Below are 13,528 nucleotides of genomic sequence, written 5' to 3'. Positions count from 1 at the left end.
ACGCCGCGCGTTTCTGGGCAAGCACTAAGTAAGGAAGTGTTGTGATTCAACAGGTCGAACAGTACGCCTTGGCGGCAGCAGCAGGCAGCGCACTCACTGCGCTGCTCGCGTGGGCCGCGCACAGATGGCACAGCGCGAAGCTGACGGCGCGCTTGCGCGCCGAAGCGCGCACGGGAATCGAAGCGGCGAGCGCGGAGCAGGCTGACCGGAGTCAGACGGCTGTCGAGCAGGCGCAGGTGGCGCAGGATACGGAAGCTCTGCTGGCCGGATTGCGCGAAGAACTCGCGCAACAACTGGCCGCCGCGGAAGAACTGCGCGCCGAACTGAAGTCCGCCACGGAAGACAAGGACCAGTGGGCGCATCAGGCGCGTCTGATCGCGGGCGAAGCCATGCGTCTGAAGAGCCTCGGCGCGACGTTCGAGCGTTGGCACGAACAGATGATCTCGCTGATGACGCAGAACCACGACATGCACGCGAAGAACCAGGAGTTGTCGTCGATCGTGCGGCATGTGGTGATCGTGTCGTTGAATGCGTCGATCGAAGCGGCGCGTGCGGGTCCTGCCGGTCGTGGCTTCGCGGTCGTGGCGAGCGAAGTGCGCGCGCTCGCGGCACGCTCCGAAGAATTGTCGAAGAGCTATCGCGACAGCCTGCATCGCAACGACCTGACCACTACATCGACGTTTCAGGACATCCAGGCGGGCGGCAAGATGATTGCGGCGTCGCTGGCCAGCGTCGAGTCGCTGGCGAATCAGTTTCATTCGAAGCTGCACTAAGGGGCTGAAGTGATCACGGCTCAAGCGAAGGACAGCTTCGAACGCATTTTCCGTAAGGCGGCGCAGGCGCGCCTGCCGGTCGATTCCAGCGAACACTGCGAGATCGTGCCGCTTGCCGATGCCGGCGAGGGCGCAACGAAAAATACTCAAGTGGTCGTGCTGACCATTTCGTCGATCGTATTCAGATTGTTGCTGATTCTTCATTTCGACGAAGACGACAGCACGCGCGCTTACTACCTGCAAGGCGATCTGGAGCGCTCCTTCCAGGAAGCCTTTCTGGAAATCTGCAATCTCTGTTGCGGCGCGATGAATCAGGAGTTGCTGCACTACTTCCCGGACCTCGGCATGTCGACGCCGTACGTGCTGAGCGCGCGCTGCCTGCCGCATCTGCACGAATTGAAGCCGGGTCTGGTGCAGTCGTATTCGATCAGGCTCGGCGACGCCGCGCAGCTTGCCGCGACGATTTGCGTCTGTGCTTACGCGCCGATCGATTTCGTGGCGGACACGAGCGCTATCGAAGAAACCAGCGGAGAGCTGGAACTGTTTTGAACGTGGCAAATGCTGTCAAAAGGACAAAAATCATGGCGAAAATTCTGGTGGTGGACGATTCGAGCACCGTGCGCGACGAAGTGGCCGGCTTTCTGAAGAAGAACGGTCTGGACGTCGATACGGCCGTGGACGGCAAGGACGGTCTCGCGAAACTGAAGGCCAGTCCGGGCACGCGCCTCGTCATCAGCGACGTCAATATGCCGAACATGGACGGTCTGACGATGGTCGAGAAAATCCGCGGCGAACTCGCGAATACGACAGTCAACGTCATCATGCTGACCACCGAAAGCAGCCCCGCGATGAAAGAGCGCGGCAAGGCGGCTGGCGTCAAAGGCTGGATCGTCAAGCCGTTCAAGGGCGACGCCGTGCTGGAAACGTTCCGCAAGCTGGCGAGCTGAAGCCGGCGGCCTGGCAGACAGCCCGGCTCGGAACATGAAGCCGCGCGACGCGCCACGCGTCCAAAGGTGAGGTTTTTCGGGAGCCGCTCTCGGCTGATTTGCAAAGCACGATTCGCTATAACGGCGGCGCGGGAAACGCGCTAGTCTGCGAACATGTGCCAATTGCTCGCCCTCAGCTGTGCCGAACCGACAGACGTCAGCTTTTCGCTGACCGGTTTCGCCGCGCGTGGCGGCCTCACCGATCATCACGTCGACGGCTGGGGCGTCGCCTTCTACGAAGACCGCGCGTGCCGCGTGTTCGTCGACGAAAAGCCGGCCTGCGAATCGCCGGTGGCCGCTTATCTCAAGAGCTATCCGATCAAGTCCCGCAACGTCGTCGCGCATATCCGCAAGGCGACGCAGGGCGGCGCGCGGGTCGAGAACTGCCATCCGTTCATGCGTGAATTGCGCGGCCAGCAATGGGTGTTCGCGCACAACGGCGATCTGCGGCCGCTCGACGACGCACAGTCTGGTCCGTATGCGCCGGTCGGCACGACCGATAGCGAAGCCGCGTTCTGCTTCATCATGAATCGTCTGCACGCGCATTTCGCCACTCACGCGGATACCGCCGACATCGACGCGGTGTTTGCCGTGATCGAGTAGGCGACACGCACGCTGAACCCCTACGGCATTTTCAATTTCGTGTTGTCGAACGGACACGTGCAGTTTGCGTACTGCTCGACGCGCCTTTCGTACGTGATACGTCACTGGCCGTTTTCGAGCGCACGTCTCGTGGACGGCGATCTCTCCGTGGATTTCGCCGAGCGCGGCACGCCGGCCGACCGCACCGCCGTGATCGCCACCACGCCGCTCACCGACGAAGCCTGGACCTTCTGCCAGCCCGGCGATATGTTGATGTTCCGCAGCGGCGCGCTGGTGCGTCGCGCGCACGTGCCGGTTCCCGCCGAGGTACTGGCAAGCTCGAAATACGCTCCTTCCGAGTTGTCCGCCGTGCCGGCCTGATCGTGCTTCGACTTTCTTTGCGCTTACGCGGCGCGTTCCTGCGCTCGCGTTAAGGTGCGCCGAATCGCCAAAGGTGAGAGTTTTCGGGACCTGGCGCGCAAACGCTAAAAGTGAGTCGAGCCGTGTTGCCGCGCCTCACCCGCAGAAAATCGCGACATACCTCTCTGCACATTCCCGACGCGAGCCGTTTCGAGCGTCGGCGAGCGTGTCGCCATGACCCATGATCCCGCCTCCTTCCCGCCGCGTCATTTCGCTTTTCCGACACGTACTTAGCCGGTTTATCCCTGCTGTCAGGCATTTTGCGCGGGTATCCCGTGCCGCGCGCCGACGTTGTCTGTCCGCGTTCGCCAGCAGGCGCGACTTACCTGGGTATGCAGATTAGTCGCGTGTCGATAAAGGTGAGGGTTTTCGGGAATCGTTGTTTTCGAGTGACCCACCGCCCGCCCAGCATGGCTTTGCGGACCGCCAAAATGTGCTTGAGGTGAGACTTTTCGGGAGCATTCCGGGACGCGCCTCGCGCCTGGCCCCGGTCGCTGCGTGCCAAAGGTGAGATTTTTCGGGAGCCGACCGTGATGCGGTGAAGCGCGCCTCGCGCGCTTTTCTCATATCACGTTCGCCGTTGAAAGAGTTGGGAAGAAATTGCCAACCTTGGGGGTTGTTCCGCGTTTTGAGAATAGCGGCATGCGGAGAAGATGGCGACGCGGACGACAAGCGGTCAGCGGCTTTGCTATTGCTGCAAGCCATCGCCTGTCTCTGAAAACCGATCGTCTCCTGGAATCAGTTGGATGAGCCAGCATATTCTCTTTGTAGGCGCCGCCTCCGGTTTAACGGCCGTAGTTGGCGAATCTTTACGCGGGCAAGGCTGCGGGGTGTCGGCACGCCCGCATTCGGCCGGGTTGAAGCACGTGATCGACACCGAGCGTCCAGCCTTGCTGGTGCTCGACGTCTCCGCGCCGCACGGCGACGGACTCGCCGTTCTGCGCGACCTGCGCATGAGCGGCAACGACGTGCCCGTGATCCTGCTGTCGGCCAGCACCAACGCGATCGATCGCGTGATCGGTCTCGAACTCGGCGCGGACGATTACATGAGCAAGCCCGCCGATCCCGCCGAACTGCTGGCCCGTATCCGCGTCTTGCTGCGCCGGCGCGGCGCGCTCGCGCCCGGCGCGCCGGAAACGCGGCCGCCCTATCGCTTCGGCCGTTGCGAGCTGAACTTCTCGGCGCGCGAGTTGCGTCGCGATAACGAGCGCTTCGCGCTGCGCAGTTCCGAATTCGCGTTGCTGAAGATCTTCGTCAATCATGCGATGACGGTGCTCACGCGCGTGCAACTCAACGAGCAGTTGCGCGGCAATAGCGTGCTGCATCAAGGGCGCAGTCTCGATGTGTCGATCTGGCGCTTGCGTCGTCTGATCGAGATCGATCCTTCGGAGCCGCGTTACGTTCAGACGGTATGGGGACGCGGCTATGTGTTCGTGCCGCACGGAGAAATCGGCGCGGCCGAGCGCGACATGATGGCCGCGCCCGGCGTCAACTGATCGGTCGAATGACCGAAAGGTGAGGTTTTACGGGAGCGTCAAAGCAGGCAGACTACGCTGCGCTGCGCGCTCCTCAAGCCGGCTTCCCGACCTCGCGAATATCGGCGACAGGCGTCGTGCCGAACGCATCGCTGAAGGCATAGTCGAGCAACTGCGTGGCACACGCTTCGGGCGTGGCGAGTTGCCCGTTCTGCTTGAGTTCTTCGAATCGCTCGCGCATGGGGAAGCGGTCTTTGTCGCTGCCGCGAATCTGCGCCTGCATGTTCGTATCGATCACGCCCGGCGCGAGACTGCAGATACGCAGCGCGCGATTCGCGTCGAGTGCGACGGCGCGTGCGTGATGATCCAGCGCCGCCTTGGTCGCGCAATAGACGCTCCAACCCGGATACGCGTTGCGGCCCGCGCCGCTCGAAATGTGCACGATGCGGCGATCGGTGGCGTCGACGCTGGCAGCAGCCAGCGCGCTCGACAGCATCAGCGGCGCCGCCACGTTCAGACTGATGGCGGTGGCGATCTCAGCGGGATTCTGCGTTTCGACCGGGCCGACCGGCTGCATCGTGCCCGCGTTGTTGATCAGCAGAACGGTTTGCGCGCCGCTCGTGAAGGCGCGCAGCGCGTCGCTCGCCGCCCATTGCGCAACCTGCGCGGGGTCGCCCAGTTCGAGTTCGATTTCTTCCAGCAGCGCGGGAAAACGCGTGTGCAGGTCGGCGTGACGCGAGCGCGACAGGCCCAGCACGGCAACGTTGCGTGCGAGCAGTTGCTCGGCGAGCGCGGCGCCCAGGCCGCGATTGTGGCCGGTGACGATTGCGCGGATCGGCGAGGAAGAGGTCATGGCGTGCCTTGTGATCGTTGACTTGAGAGGCCGTCATTTTCTCACGCAAGCTTCGCGGCCCGCAGCGGCCCCTTATTCCGAACGGAAACGCTCGCGGTATTGCATCGGTGTCGTGCCGATACGTTTCGTGAAGACGATGCGCATCCGGTCGGCGGTGCCGAATCCGCAGTCGTATGCAATCGCCTTGAGCGCCGCGCCGCTGCTTTCGAGCAGCTTGCGCGCCGCGTCCACGCGGGCCCGTTCGACGAATTCATGGGGCGTCACGCCGGTTTCCTGCACGAAAACCCGCGCGAAGTTGCGTGCGCTCATGCGCGCGACGTCGGCGAGCTGCTTGACGGTGAAGCTTTCGCCGATGTGTTCCATCACGTGCGCCTGCACTTTGGCGACCGGCGAAGTGTCGTCGGCGGGCGCGGTGAGATAAGGGCTGAACTGCGACTGTCCGCCCTGGCGCTGCGCGAATACCACGAGCCGTTTGGCCACGGCGAGCGCGGTTAGCGGACCGTGATCTTCCGCCACCAGCGCCAGCGACAGATCGATCCCGGCGGTGACACCCGCCGAGGTCACGAGCGCACCGTCGCGCAGATAGATGCGGTCGAAGTCGACACGCGCCAGCGGAAACTGCGTGGCCAGTTGCGCCGCATGCTGCCAGTGAGTCGTGACGTGACGCGCATCCAGCAAGCCGGCATGGCCGAGGACGAACGCGCCGGTGCAGATCGAGCCGTAGCGCGCGCATTGCGCGGCGTCCTTGCTGAGCCAGTCGAGCAGACGCGGATCGGGCGTGCCGCCTTCGGGCAAGGCCGGGCCGCCTGCCACCAAGGCCAGATCGAACGGGCGGCGCGCGCTGTGGAAGGTGGCGTCGGCCACCATCGTCATACCGTTCGAGGCGCGCAGCGGTGCGGGATCGGCGCTGAGCAACGTCACCTCATAACGATCGCCGGGCGCGATGAAGCGATTGGCTTCGGAAAAGACGTCGACCGGGCCGGCGACGTCGAGCGCCTGCACGCCGGGAAAGATCGCAATCGCGACGGTACGCATCCAATGGCTTCCTTTGACGATGGGCAAAAGCCGCCGCGGCAGTCAACGCCGTGCGCCTGGCAGTGTTCAACGGTGTGCGGCGATTGCCCGCGAAAGCGCGCTGGCCAATACTGAACTTCATCGACGCAACGCTTGCAGAGCAGCACGAAAGCAGGAGACGACGCGTCGCGGAGCAGCATACCAAACGCGCCTTTGCGTGACAAAGACGCGCTTCTCTCTACCGCAAGGAGCATCTCTCATGACCACGATTGCAGGCATCCAGATTCCCGACAGCATGATGGCGCGCGAAGCGACGCAGCTGGTTCGCGACACCGAAACCGATCTGCTGTATCACCACTCGCGCCGCGTTTTTCTGTTCGGCTCGCTCGCCGGACAGCGCAAGCAACTCAAGTACGATCCGGAGTTGCTGTACATCGGCGCGATGTTTCACGACATGGGCCTCGTTGCGCCGTACAGCAGCGAGCATGACCGTTTCGAAGTGGACGGCGCGAACGCCGCGCGCGACTTCCTGCAGCGTCACGGCATCGGCGAGCACGACATCGAACAGGTGTGGAATTCGATTGCGCTGCACACCACGCCCGGCATTCCGCAGCACATGAAGCCGGTGGTCGCGCTGGTGACGGCCGGCGTCGAGATGGACGTGCTCGGCCTCGCTTACGACGAGTTCACCGAACATCAACGGCATGAAGTGATTCACGCGCACCCGCGCGGCGCGCACTTCAAGGAAGGCATCATCGACGCCTTCGCGCATGGCACGATCCACAAGCCGGAGACGACTTTCGGCAACGTGAAGGCGGACGTGCTGGCGCTGAAAGACCCGCATTACCATCGCGAGAATTTCTGCACGATGATTCTCGGTTCGTCCTGGAAGGACTGACGCCACGGCGAGGCGCTCCACCTATTTTGTGCATCTGGCGTCAGAATACGCTCATCGCACAACCGCGCGGCGCCCCGCCATGGTAATCAAAAACCTTCTGCGCAAGCTCGATCTCACCACGCTGCAACTGTTTCTCGCCGTCTACGAGGAAGGCACGCTCACGCGTGCCGCCGAACGCGAGGCGATTGCCGTGTCGGCCGCGAGCAAGCGTCTGCTGGAACTCGAACAGGCCATCGGCGCGACGCTGTTCCAGCGCAACGCGCGCGGCATGACGCTCACGCCGGCTGGTGAAACGCTGCTGCATCACGCGCGCCGGGTCATGCGCGACATCGAGAACATCGGCATCGAACTGGCCGGCCATGCCAGCGGCGTACGCGGCTATGTGCGGATGATGGCGAACCTCTCGGCAATCGTGGAATTTCTGCCCGAGGACTTGCGCGCATTCCAGTTGCAGCATGAGCGCGTCAAGCTCGATCTCGAGGAGCGGCCGAGCGGCGGCGTCGTCGAAGCCGTCGACGACAGCCTCGCCGATCTCGGCATCTGTTCCGGCGACGCCGACACGCGCGACCTGCACGTGGCCCACTATCGGCGCGATTCGCTGGTGCTCGTGATGCGCGACGATCATCCGTTGGCCGGCCGCGCGAGTGTCGCGTTCGCCGAGACGCTCGACGGCGACCACGTCGGTCTGCATTCGGCCAGCTCGATCAACGCGCGCACGCATCTGGCCGCGCGCCAGGCCGGCAAGCCGCTGCGTCTGCGAATTCACGTGCCGGGATTCGACGCCGTGTGCCGGATGGTGCAGGCGGGCATGGGCGTCGGCGTGCTGCCGCTCAAGGTGTATCAGTTAATGGGCCGCCCGCTCGGCCTGATCGGCGTGCCGCTCGAAGACAACTGGTCCGAACGTAGCCTGCTGCTGGTGGTACGCGATGTCGAGGCGCTTTCGCCGGTGAGCCGTCTGCTATTCGATCATCTGCGTTCGGTCGAGGCGCAGGAGACGACGGCGTCTGCCTGAAAGACGGGCCGAGCGTTCGTCATTCGCGAACGATGCTTGACGAATTGCGGTTGGACGCCGCGCCCGCGCCGCTCCTAAGCTGTGTCTCAACACGAAACCAGCTTCGGAGACAGCATTATGGGTGGACCCCTTCAGGGTATTCGCGTCGTCGAGATCGGAACCCTCATCGCCGCGCCGTTCGCCGCGCGGCTCATGGCCGAGTTCGGGGCCGAAGTCATCAAGATCGAAGCGCCCGGGACGGGCGACCCGCTTCGCAAATGGCGCAAGCTGCATGAAGGCACCTCACTGTGGTGGTATCTGCAGTCGCGCAACAAGAAGTCCATCTGCGTAAATCTGAAGTCGGCGGACGGTGTGGACATCGTCAAACGTCTGGCCGCCGACGCCGACGTCGTCATCGAAAATCTGCGTCCCGGCGCGCTGGAAAAACTCGGCCTCGGCTGGGACGTGCTGCACGCCATCAACCCGAAGCTGACCATGGTCCGTATCTCCGGCTACGGTCAGTCGGGTCCGTATCGCGATCGTCCGGGCTTCGGCGCCATCGGCGAAGCGATGGGCGGCATCCGTTATACGACGGGCGAAACGGACGGCGCACCGGCACGGGTCGGCGTGAGCCTCGGCGACTCGCTCGCCTCGCTGCACGGCGTGATCGGCGCGTTGATGTCCTTGCTGCGCGTCAAGACCGGTCAGGGCGAAGGCCAGGTGGTCGACGTCTCGCTGGTCGAAAGCGTCTTCAACCTGATGGAAAGCCTGGTGCCCGAGTACGACCTGCTCGGCCACGTGCGCGAACGCAGCGGCGGCGCGCTGCCGGGCATCGCGCCCTCCAACACCTATCCCACCGAAGACGACGGCTACGTGGTGATCGCCGGCAACAGCGATCCGATTTTCCGGCGGCTCATGCAGGTGATCGGCCGCCCCGATCTCGCCGACGACCCCGCGCTCGCCCGCAACGACGGCCGCGCGAAGCAATGCGCGATGCTCGATCAGGCAATCGCCGCATGGACCTCGCGCCATGCCACCGACGACGTGCTCGCCGCGCTCGAACGCGCCGAAGTGCCGGCCGGACGCATCTATTCGGTGGCCGACATCGTGGCCGACCCGCATTACCAGGCGCGCGACATGTTGCTGCAAGCCGATCTGCCCGGCGGCGCGTCGGTGAAGATGCCGGGCATCGTGCCGAAGCTTTCGGACACACCGGGCGAAGTGCGCTGGCAAGGTCCCACGCTCGGCGAACACACCGGCAGCGTGCTGACCGATCTCGGCTTCGGCCATGACGATATCGAGCGGCTGCGCCGGGAAGGAGCCGTGCAATGAACCCGCGAGACACTCACTTCGACACGCTCGTCGTCCAGGAAGTCGCGCCGCGCGACGGTCTGCAGATCGAACCCACGTGGGTCGACACCGCCGACAAGATCGCGTTGATCGATGCGTTGTCGACGGCAGGCTTTACGCGCATCGAAGCCGGCTCGTTCGTTTCGCCCAAGGCGATTCCGGCTTTGCGCGACGGCGACGCCGTGTTCCAGCAGATCGCACGTCGACCCGGCGTGATCTACGTCGCGCTGGTGCCGAACCTGAAGGGCGCCGAGCGCGCACTGGCTTCGCGCGCCGACGAACTCAATCTCGTCATGTCCGCGAGCCAGACGCACAACCGCGCCAATATGCGCATGAGTTGCGAGGCGTCGCTGACGGCTTTCGGCGACATCGTGCGGCTCGTCCGGGACACGTCGCGGGCCACGTTGAACGCGTCGGTGGCGACCGCGTTCGGCTGCCCGTTCGAAGGCACGATCGACGAAGACCGCGTGATCGCGATCGTGGACACGTATCGCGAGATGGGCATCGAGGGCATCACGCTCGCCGATACCACCGGCATGGCGAATCCGCGTCAGGTGGCGCGGCTCGTGGCGCGCGTGCTCGAACGCGTGCCGGCTGCCGCGCTGACGCTGCACTTTCACAACACGCGCGGTCTCGGTCTCGCCAACGTGCTGGCCGCCTACGAAGCCGGCGCTCGACGTTTCGATGCCGCGCTCGGCGGCCTCGGCGGCTGTCCGTTCGCGCCGGGCGCGTCGGGCAACATCTGCACCGAAGACCTCGTGAATATGTGCGACGAGATGGGCATTCCCACCGGAGTCGACCTCGAGAAACTGCTGGCCTTGTCGCGCGGATTGCCCGCCTTGCTCGGCCACGAAGTGCCGGGGCAACTGGCTAAAGCCGGCCGCAATCGCGACCTGCATCCCGTGCCCGACTACGTACTGCAAATCTGACCTTCCCCAACCGACAAACCGACTATATGACCGGACGGCCTCGCCGAATCCGGCACTGGAGACAAGCATGAGTGACCTGGGCGCAGTAGCAAGCGGACGCCGCGAAGAAAGCGGCAACGACGCCGCGGCGATCATCCGCAAGGTAGCGTGGCGGCTGATGCCGCTCATCATGATCTGCTACCTGTTCGCATTTTTCGACCGCATCAACATCAGCTTCGCGAAGTTTCAGCTGCAAAGCGATCTCGGGTTGTCCGACACCGCATACGGTCTCGGCGCGAGTCTGTTCGTGATCGGCTACGTGCTGTTCGAAGTGCCGAGCAATCTGTTTCTCTACAAGGTCGGCGCGCGTCGCTGGATTGCGCGCATCATGATTTCGTGGGGACTGGCGACCGCCGCGATGGTGTTCGTCAACAACGAATGGCAGTTCTACGGTTTGCGCTTCGTGATCGGCGCAATGGAAGCCGGTTTTGCGCCGGGCGTGTTGTACTACCTCACGCTCTGGTTTCCGCCGAGCTATCGTGGGCGCGTCACGTCCATGCTGTTTCTCGCTTCCGCGTTTTCCGGACTGGTCGGCGCACCGCTTGCCGGTCTCGTGATCGGCCACATGAACGGCGTGCTCGGCATGCCCGGCTGGCACTGGCTCTTTCTGCTCGGCGGCCTGCCGTGCGTGGTGCTCGGCGTCATGGTGCTGAAGCTGCTGAAGGATCGCATCGAAGACGCCGGCTGGCTGTCGTCGTCGGAAAAGGCGTTTCTCACGACGCAGATTTCGCGGCAGAACCGTCATCCGGAAACCGGCCATTCCCTGCTCGGCGCAATCAGGACGCCCGGCTTTCTCACGCTCGGTCTCGTCTATTTTCTGATTCAGGTGGCGTCGTACGGCTTGAACTTCTGGGCGCCGCATCTGATCCGCGTTTCCGGAACGCACAATCCCACGATGATCGGTCTGCTAACGGCGGTGCCGTATGTGTGCGGCGCGATTTGCATGGTGGTGGTCGGGCGCGTGTCGGACGCGAGCGGCGAGCGGCGCAAGTATGTCTGCGGGCTGTTGGTGATGGCCGCGGCCGGCTTCTTCGCCGCAGGATTCTTCGACAAGCAGACCACGCTGCTCGTGATCGCGCTGGCCGTGATGGGCGCGGGCGTGGTGGCGTCGATCCCGGCGTTCTGGGCGCTGCCGCCGAAGCTCGTCACCGGCGCCGGCGCGGCGGGCGGCATTGCGTTGATCAACACGCTCGGACAACTCGGCGGGATTGTCAGTCCGGTGATGGTTGGGCGCGTTCGGGACCTCACAGGAAGCACCACGCCGGCGCTGTATGTGATCGGTGCAATGAGCCTGGTGTGCGCGTTGATCGTGCTGTTTGGCTTGCCCGAATCGCTGCGGCAGAAAGAGGCGTCGCAGTCGCAGTAAGTCAGCCCCGGCCGTGCAGCGCGGCGATTTCCTGCAAGTCGAGATCGTGCTCGAGAACCGTCAGCAGTTCATCGTGCAACAGACCGGTTCGATGCAAATGCAGTAGCTCGATACGCGCGGCGGCGACCGCGGCAAGCACGACGTCGTAATGGGCCGCGCGGGCGTCGGCGGGAAACGCAGCGTCGTTCTGATGCGACTCGGTGATGCGCGCACGGTAGCTGTATTGCTCGAGCAGGCGAGGGTGGATCACCTGACCGTGCTCGTCGTGCACGAGCGGCTGGATCGCGGCGAGCTGGGCCGCTTCCAGCCGCGCCCACGCTTGCGGCTCGGTCAGATGGCGCGTGTTGCGCTGCGCGTCCTGGTCCGGTTTGACCCAGCGGATCAATGGACCGATCGTGGTTCCCTGGCCCAGCACCGTCACCAGAATCACCGCGAACGACGCGACCAGAATCAGATCGCGACCCGGCATCGTTTCGGGCAAGGCGAGGGCGATCGCCAGGGTCACCACGCCGCGCATGCCCGCCCAACTCGTGATGGTCGCCGAGCGCCAGTCGGGCGCGGCGTCCGCGCGACGCATCAGGCGCTTCAACACGCCGCTCAGCGCCTCGACCACGAACACCCACACGAAGCGCGACAGCACCACTGCCGCGATCACCGCGCCGACCGCGGGCGCGAATGCGCTCAAGGTGTCGCCGACTCCGCCGAGCCGGATCATCACGCCGCGCAGCGATAGGCCGATCAGGATAAACACGAGCGCTTCCATCAGGAAGATCAGCACTTGCCAGAAGGCGGTGCCGCGCATGCGTACGGATGCCGAGAAGATCTCGTGCTGATGCCAGCCGAGCATCATGCCGCAGCTCACGGTCGCGATGACGCCGGAAACGTCGAGCATGTCGCCGACGATGTAGCTGATCCACGCAGCCAGGATCGACGCCGTGATGATGAGATAGGCGTGATCGAGAAAACGCAGCAGCCGGACGATCAGAAAGCCGACCGCGACGCCCACCGCGACACCACCCAGCCCGAGCATCGCGAAGCGAACGACCGCGTGTTGCGCGCTGAACGTGCCGGTCAGCGCGGCGGCCACCGCGAAGCGCACCAGCACGATGCCGGCGGCGTCGTTGAGCAGGCTTTCGCCTTCCAGCAGCACCATCAACCGGCGCGGCAGCGCGACCCGTTCGAGCACCGCCTTGGCGGCGACTGCGTCCGGCGGCGAGACGATCGCCCCGAGTGCGAAGCAGGCGCCCCACGGCAGCGACGGCACGACCCAGTGGACCACGAGTCCGACCGCGAGCGTCGTAAAAGCGACCGCGCCGATGGCGAGCAGCAGGATGCCGCCCAGATTGCGTTTGAACTCGTCCCACACCGAGAAGTACGCGCCGTCCATGAGAAGCGGCGGCAGGAAGACGATCAGAACGAGTTCGGGGTCGAGATTGAACGGCGGCAGGCCGGGCACGAATGCCATGGCGACGCCACCGACGAGCAGCGCGGCGGCGGGCGGCAGACGCAGACGTTTCGCGAGCAGCTCGAGACCGATGATCGCGATCAACGACAGCAGAACGAGTTTGAAGCCCATGACGGAGGACATGCGAAGCCTCGGCGAGTGGCGGAAAGCGTGAGGAAAAGCGAAGGCTACTTTTTATCACAGCCTAAAGACGGGCCGATCGAGGATAGATGTTTGGCGTCAAGGACTTGGGAAGGATGTGCTCAGGTTGTCCACAGGCTTGCTCAAGTTTTCTGTGGACAAGTGCTATGTGCGTTGTGGATATGCAGTCTGACTATTTGCTGGTTCTCCGTGATCTACCGACTTTGATCTAACGCAAGGTGATTATCCATTTAAGAGTTGTCGGAT

At 64.0% G+C, this 13,528-nt stretch carries 12 protein-coding genes and 1 pseudogene; 10 read left to right on the top strand and 3 right to left on the bottom strand.

Features of this window, described 5'->3' with window-relative positions; genetic code table 11:
• Positions 1-41: 41 nt before the first annotated feature.
• The 5 genes and pseudogenes from P3T18_RS29235 to P3T18_RS29215 all read left to right on the top strand — a co-directional run bounded on the left by P3T18_RS29235 (position 42) and on the right by P3T18_RS29215 (position 4,257).
• Positions 42-773 (top strand): methyl-accepting chemotaxis protein, encoded by a 732-nt coding sequence (locus P3T18_RS29235; protein WP_429303437.1) that lies wholly within the window; start codon positions 42-44, stop codon positions 771-773.
• Positions 774-782: 9 nt separating this feature from the next.
• Entirely contained in the window at positions 783-1,322 is a 540-nt protein-coding gene (locus P3T18_RS29230) for a hypothetical protein (protein ID WP_429303436.1), read from the top strand.
• Positions 1,323-1,354: 32 nt separating this feature from the next.
• Positions 1,355-1,720, top strand: coding sequence for a response regulator (locus tag P3T18_RS29225; protein ID WP_429303435.1), 366 nt, complete (start codon positions 1,355-1,357; stop codon positions 1,718-1,720).
• Positions 1,721-1,873: 153 nt separating this feature from the next.
• Positions 1,874-2,722 (top strand): annotated as a pseudogene (locus tag P3T18_RS29220) (class II glutamine amidotransferase).
• Positions 2,723-3,507: 785 nt separating this feature from the next.
• Positions 3,508-4,257 carry a winged helix-turn-helix domain-containing protein gene (locus tag P3T18_RS29215; protein WP_429303434.1) on the top strand — a complete coding sequence of 250 codons (750 nt, stop codon included), beginning with the start codon at positions 3,508-3,510 and terminating at the stop codon, positions 4,255-4,257.
• A gap of 73 nt (positions 4,258-4,330) precedes the next feature.
• Here the strand turns inward: P3T18_RS29215 and P3T18_RS29210 are convergent, their stop codons facing one another.
• Positions 4,331-5,089 (bottom strand): SDR family oxidoreductase, encoded by a 759-nt coding sequence (locus P3T18_RS29210; protein WP_429303433.1) that lies wholly within the window; start codon positions 5,087-5,089, stop codon positions 4,331-4,333.
• Between the two features lie 72 nt (positions 5,090-5,161).
• Positions 5,162-6,124, bottom strand: a complete 963-nt coding sequence (locus tag P3T18_RS29205) for a GlxA family transcriptional regulator (RefSeq protein WP_429303432.1) — start codon at positions 6,122-6,124, stop codon at positions 5,162-5,164.
• Between the two features lie 238 nt (positions 6,125-6,362).
• Between P3T18_RS29205 and P3T18_RS29200 the strand changes: the two genes are divergently transcribed.
• The 5 genes from P3T18_RS29200 to P3T18_RS29180 all read left to right on the top strand — a co-directional run bounded on the left by P3T18_RS29200 (position 6,363) and on the right by P3T18_RS29180 (position 11,676).
• Positions 6,363-7,001 carry an HD domain-containing protein gene (locus tag P3T18_RS29200; RefSeq protein WP_429303431.1) on the top strand — a complete coding sequence of 213 codons (639 nt, stop codon included), beginning with the start codon at positions 6,363-6,365 and terminating at the stop codon, positions 6,999-7,001.
• 79 nt (positions 7,002-7,080) lie between these two features.
• Positions 7,081-8,013 carry a LysR family transcriptional regulator gene (locus P3T18_RS29195; RefSeq protein ID WP_429303430.1) on the top strand — a complete coding sequence of 311 codons (933 nt, stop codon included), beginning with the start codon at positions 7,081-7,083 and terminating at the stop codon, positions 8,011-8,013.
• A gap of 117 nt (positions 8,014-8,130) precedes the next feature.
• Positions 8,131-9,324, top strand: coding sequence for a CaiB/BaiF CoA transferase family protein (locus P3T18_RS29190; protein WP_429303429.1), 1,194 nt, complete (start codon positions 8,131-8,133; stop codon positions 9,322-9,324).
• On the top strand, positions 9,321-10,271 hold the full coding sequence (locus tag P3T18_RS29185; RefSeq protein ID WP_429303428.1) for a hydroxymethylglutaryl-CoA lyase: 951 nt from the start codon (positions 9,321-9,323) through the stop codon (positions 10,269-10,271). The genes P3T18_RS29190 and P3T18_RS29185 overlap by 4 nt, the downstream gene beginning before the upstream one ends.
• A 67-nt stretch (positions 10,272-10,338) precedes the next feature.
• Positions 10,339-11,676 carry an MFS transporter gene (locus tag P3T18_RS29180; protein WP_429303427.1) on the top strand — a complete coding sequence of 446 codons (1,338 nt, stop codon included), beginning with the start codon at positions 10,339-10,341 and terminating at the stop codon, positions 11,674-11,676.
• A gap of 1 nt (position 11,677) precedes the next feature.
• Here the strand turns inward: P3T18_RS29180 and P3T18_RS29175 are convergent, their stop codons facing one another.
• On the bottom strand, positions 11,678-13,264 hold the full coding sequence (locus P3T18_RS29175; protein ID WP_429303426.1) for a Na+/H+ antiporter: 1,587 nt from the start codon (positions 13,262-13,264) through the stop codon (positions 11,678-11,680).
• Positions 13,265-13,528: the final 264 nt, after the last annotated feature.

Source organism: Paraburkholderia sp. GAS199 (assembly GCF_050436585.1).
Lineage (GTDB): Bacteria > Pseudomonadota > Gammaproteobacteria > Burkholderiales > Burkholderiaceae > Paraburkholderia.
This window is presented reverse-complemented; position numbering and strand designations above follow the sequence as displayed.